This window comes from Rhizobacter sp. P3_B12, assembly GCF_056402895.1.
Genome location: NZ_JBFUGN010000471.1, coordinates 1 through 4727, shown reverse-complemented (window position 1 = coordinate 4727; position 4727 = coordinate 1). Strand labels below are relative to the sequence as shown.

Genomic DNA, 4727 nt, shown 5'->3' with positions numbered 1-4727 from the left:
TCGACGGCCGCGGCACCGTGCTGGTGTCGCGTTCGCTGCAGCCCGGGGAATCCTTGGGCCTGGACGGGGCTTCTCCGCTTCACGTCAGAATCGGGAACGTTTCGGCCACCACGGTTACTTACCGGGGCCGCGCGGTGACCATGTCGCCCACGCGCGACAACATCGCCAAGTTCGACCTCGAGTAAGCCATGACCTCCATCTCCTCCCCCTCGCAGATTCCTTCGGCCTTGCTGCTGGACGACGAGTTCATCGAACCGGCCCGGCCGGTGCAGCGCACGACGGTGCAGGCACAGGTGCGCTGGGGCGCACGTAACGTGACGATCGGCGGGGGCGCACCGGTGCGCGTGCAGTCGATGACCAACACCGACACGGTGCAGGTGATCGAGACGGCGATCCAGGTGAAGGAGCTGGCGGTGGCCGGCTCCGAGATGGTGCGTATCACGGTCAACACGCCCGAGGCGGCCGCGGCGGTGCCGCACATCCGCGACCAGCTCGACCGCATGGGCGTCGACGTGCCGCTGATCGGCGATTTCCACTACAACGGCCACAAGCTGCTCACCGAGCACCCGGCCTGCGCCGAGGCGCTGTCGAAGTACCGCATCAACCCCGGCAACGTCGGCAAGGGCGACAAGCGCGACAAGCAGTTCGCCCAGATGATCGAAGCCGCCGCGCGCCACGACAAGGTGGTGCGCATCGGCGTCAACTGGGGCAGCCTCGACCAGGAACTGCTCGCGCAGATGATGGACGAGAACGGCCGCCGCGCCGTGCCGTTCGAGCCGCAGCAGATCATGTACCGCGCGATCATCACGTCGGCGATCGAGTCGGCGAAGCGCGCCGAAGAGATCGGCCTGCGGCGCGAGCAGATCGTGCTGTCGTGCAAGATGTCCGGCGTGCAGGATCTCGTCAGCGTCTACCAGGCGCTCGCGAAGCGCTGCGACTACCCGCTGCACCTGGGGCTCACCGAAGCCGGCATGGGCACCAAGGGCACGGTGGCGTCGTCCACCGCGCTCGCGCTGCTGCTGCAGCAGGGCATCGGCGACACGATCCGCGTCTCGCTGACGCCGCAGCCCGGCGAGGCCCGCACGCAAGAGGTCGTGGTGGCGCTGGAGGTCCTGCAGTCGCTCGGCCTGCGCGCGTTCAACCCGAGCGTCACCGCCTGCCCCGGCTGTGGCCGCACGACCAGCACCACCTTCCAGGAGCTGGCCAAGCAGATCGACGATTACCTGCGCGAGCAGATGCCGGTGTGGCGCGCCCGCTATCCGGGTGTCGAGTCGATGAAGGTCGCGGTGATGGGCTGCATCGTCAACGGCCCGGGCGAGAGCAAGCATGCCGACATCGGCATCAGCCTGCCCGGCAACGGCGAGGCGCCGGCCGCGCCGGTCTTCATCGACGGCGAGAAGGCGCTGACGCTGCGCGGCGAACGCATCGCGCAGGAGTTCCAGACGCTGGTCGAGGACTACATCGAGAAGCGCTTCGGCTCGGCCACCGCCCAGCATTCGACCGTGGCGGCCTGACGCCTTCGTCAGCGCCGTTGCACCTGCCCGCATCGAGCGGGCCTTCGATACCTCAGGCTGACCGGGGTTTCTTCGCACTGCCGGGTCTTTCGGGACCCGATCTGCTTTCAAGTTGATTCCTATGGCTGACACCAAGCAAGCCGCCCTCCAGGCCGTGAAGGGCATGAACGACATCCTGCCGGCCAGCGTGCCGCGCACCGAGAAACTGCCCGACGCCGGGCTGTGGCTGTGGTTCGAGACGACGGTGCGTTCGGTGCTCGCGCGCTACGGCTACCAGTACCTGCTGACGCCGATCGTCGAGCCGACCGCGCTGTTCGTGCGCGGCCTGGGCGAGGTCACCGACATCGTCGAGAAGGAGATGTACTCCTTCACCGACGCGATGAACGGCGACCGCCTGACGCTGCGCCCGGAGGCCACCGCCGGCATCGTGCGCGCGATGGTCGAGCACAACGCGCTGTACAACGGCCCGCTGCGCATCTGGACGATGGGCCCGATGTTCCGCCACGAGAAGCCGCAGAAGGGCCGCTACCGCCAGTTCCACCAGCTGGACGTCGAGGCGCTCGGTTTCGCGGGCCCCGACGTCGATGCCGAGCTGATCCTGATGACCCGCCTGCTGTGGCGCGAACTCGGCCTGGTCGAGGGCGAGCACGTGCGGCTCGAGCTGAACAGCCTCGGCCAGCCCGACGAGCGGCGCGCGCACCGCGAGGCGCTGGTCGCGTACTTCGAGCAGCATGCCGCCGCGCTCGACGAAGACTCGAAGCGCCGCCTGCACAGCAACCCCCTGCGCATCCTCGACAGCAAGAACCCGGCACTGCAATCGCTGATCGAGGCGGCGCCGAAGCTGATGGACTTCCTCGGCGAGGCCTCGCTCGCGCACTTCGGCACCGTGCGCGCGATCCTCGACGCCGCGGGGCTGCCGTACCGCGTCAACCCGCGCCTGGTGCGCGGCATGGACTACTACAACCTCACCGTCTTCGAGTGGGTCACCGACCAGCTCGGCTCGCAAGGCACGGTGTGCGGCGGCGGCCGCTACGACGGCCTGATCGAGCAGCTGGGCGGCAAGCCGGCGCCGGCGGTGGGCTTCGGCCTGGGCATCGAGCGGCTGCTGCTGCTGATCCAGGAGCTGAAGCTGCCGGTGCCGAGTGCGGCGCCGCGCGCCTACGCGGTGCTGATGTCGCCGGCGGTGCTGCCGCAGGCCCTGGTGACGCTGCAGGCGCTGCGCGCGGCCGGCGTGTCGGTGCAGATGCATGCCGGTGGCGGCAACATGAAGGCGCAGTTCAAGAAGGCCGATGCCAGCGGCGCCGCCTGGGCGCTGATCTTCGGCGAATCGGAGCTGGCGGCCGGCGAGGTGGCGCTGAAATCATTGCGTGACCCGGCTGTCACACAACGCAACTTGTCGCTCTCGGGCGTATCCGAGTGGGCGGCTGAACTGCGCAACGCATAATCCCGGCTTCGTCCGAAATTTCCAACGATCCCCATGGCCACCCACCTCGACCTCGAAGAACAAGAACAGATCGACCAGCTGAAGGCGTTCTGGAACCAGTACGGCAACCTGATCACCTGGGTGCTGATCCTGGCGCTGGGCGGCTTCGCGGCCTGGAACGGCTGGACGTACTACCAACGCGAGCAGTCGGCCAAGGCCGGCATGCTGTTCGACGAACTCGGCAAGGCCGTGACCGCCGGCAACGCCGACCAGGCCGGCCGCATCTTCGGCGAGATGAAGGAGCGCTTCCCGCGCACCGCCTTCGCGCAGCAGGCCGCGCTGCTCGCTGCCAAGCTGCAGTTCGAGAAGGGCCAGGCCGACGCCGCCCGCGCGAGCCTGACCTGGGCCAGCGAGAACGCGACCGAAGCCGAGTACCAGACGATCGCGCGCTTGCGCCTGGCCGGCCTGCTGCTCGACCAGAAGAAGTACGACGAGGCGCTGAAGGCGCTCGACGCCGCCACCTCGGCCGGTTTCGAAGGCCTGGTGGCCGACCGCCGCGGCGACGTGCTGCTGGCGCAGGGCAAGGCCGACGAGRCGAAGACCGCCTACAACCAGGCCTGGAAGAGCTTCGACAGCACGGTCGAGTACCGCCAGCTGGTCGAGGCCAAGCTGACGGCGCTCGGCGCCGCACCGGCGGCCAGCGCTGCCGCCTCTGCCGTGGTGGGCACCCCATGAAGGGACTGACGCGTCTCGCGTTGGCGCTGATGGTCGCGGCGCTGGCCGCCTGCGCGAGCAAATCCACCCGGCCCGGCCCGACGGTGCTCGAGGAGCTGACGCCGTCGATCGCCGGTCGCCAGGTCTGGACGCAATCGATCGGCACGCTGAAATTCCCGCTGGCCATCGTGGCGGCCGGCGGYAACTTCATCGCCGCCAGCGATGACGGCACCATCCAGGCCTGGCGTGCCGACACCGGCCAGGAAGTCTGGCGCGGCCAGGCCGATGGCCGGCTCAGCGCCGGCGTCGGCAGCGACGGCCGCTTCGTGAGCGTCGTGACCCGCGACAACCAGCTCGTGACGCTGGATGCCGGCAAGGAGATCTGGCGCAAGCAGCTGCCGGCACGCGTCAGCAGCGCGCCGCTGGTGGCCGGCGAACRCGTCTTCGTGATGAGCGTCGACCGCGTGGTGCAGGCCTTCGATGCGCTCGACGGCCGCAAGCTGTGGAGCTTCCAGCGCCCGGGCGATGCGCTGACGCTGTCGCAGCCGGGTGTCGTGATGGCGTTCAAGGACACGCTGCTGGTCGGGCAGGGGGCCAAGCTCACCGGGCTCGACCCGCTGCGCGGCACCGTGCGCTGGGAGGTGTCGCTCGCCTCGCCGCGCGGCACCAACGAGATCGAGCGCCTGGCCGACCTGGTCGCGCCGGCCGCACGCGTCGGCGACAGCGTCTGCGCGCGCGCCTTCCAGGCGGCCGTCGCCTGCGTCAATGCCGAGCGCGGCAGCCTCGCGTGGACGCGCAACGTCGGCGGCCTGCAGGGTGTCGCGGCCGACGCGGACGTGACCGTCGCGGCCGATGCCAGCGACCGCATCACCGCATGGCGCACCGCCAGCGGCGAGGTGGCGTGGAGCGTCGAGAAACTGCTGTACCGCAACCTGTCGTCGCCGCTGATCGTCAACAAGATGGCCGTGTTCGGCGACGTCGAGGGCTATGTGCACTGGCTGTCGACGGCCGACGGCAGCTTCAAGCTGCGCCTGCCGACCGATGGCAGCCCCGTGGTCGGCACGCCGGTGCTGAGC

General features: G+C 69.5%; 5 protein-coding genes. All 5 read left to right on the top strand.

The annotated features are described in order from the left end of the window. Positions 1-185 (top strand): DUF4115 domain-containing protein (locus AC1D01_RS21455; protein ID WP_477869872.1); only part of this gene is annotated, 185 nt, incomplete at its 5' end. Between the two features lie 3 nt (positions 186-188). Next, entirely contained in the window at positions 189-1514 is a 1326-nt protein-coding gene (gene ispG / locus AC1D01_RS21450; RefSeq protein ID WP_477869870.1) for a flavodoxin-dependent (E)-4-hydroxy-3-methylbut-2-enyl-diphosphate synthase, read from the top strand. Between the two features lie 121 nt (positions 1515-1635). Then, the gene (gene hisS, locus AC1D01_RS21445; protein ID WP_477869868.1) at positions 1636-2958 is read left to right on the top strand and encodes a histidine--tRNA ligase; all 1323 of its coding nucleotides are present in this window, start codon (positions 1636-1638) and stop codon (positions 2956-2958) included. A 33-nt stretch (positions 2959-2991) separates the two neighbouring features. Then, the gene (locus AC1D01_RS21440; RefSeq protein ID WP_477869866.1) at positions 2992-3672 is read left to right on the top strand and encodes a YfgM family protein; all 681 of its coding nucleotides are present in this window, start codon (positions 2992-2994) and stop codon (positions 3670-3672) included. After that, positions 3669-4727, top strand: a 1059-nt coding sequence (bamB, locus tag AC1D01_RS21435) for an outer membrane protein assembly factor BamB (RefSeq protein WP_477869864.1), incomplete at its 3' end; no start/stop codon positions are given. The genes AC1D01_RS21440 and bamB, both read left to right, overlap by 4 nt.

Bases quoted from the DNA above. Each gene is read 5' to 3' on its own strand.
- hisS (WP_477869868.1), top strand. From the start codon at position 1,636: ATGGCTGACACCAAGCAAGCCGCCCTCCAGGCCGTGAAGGGCATGAAC.
- ispG (WP_477869870.1), top strand. From the start codon at position 189: ATGACCTCCATCTCCTCCCCCTCGCAGATTCCTTCGGCCTTGCTGCTG.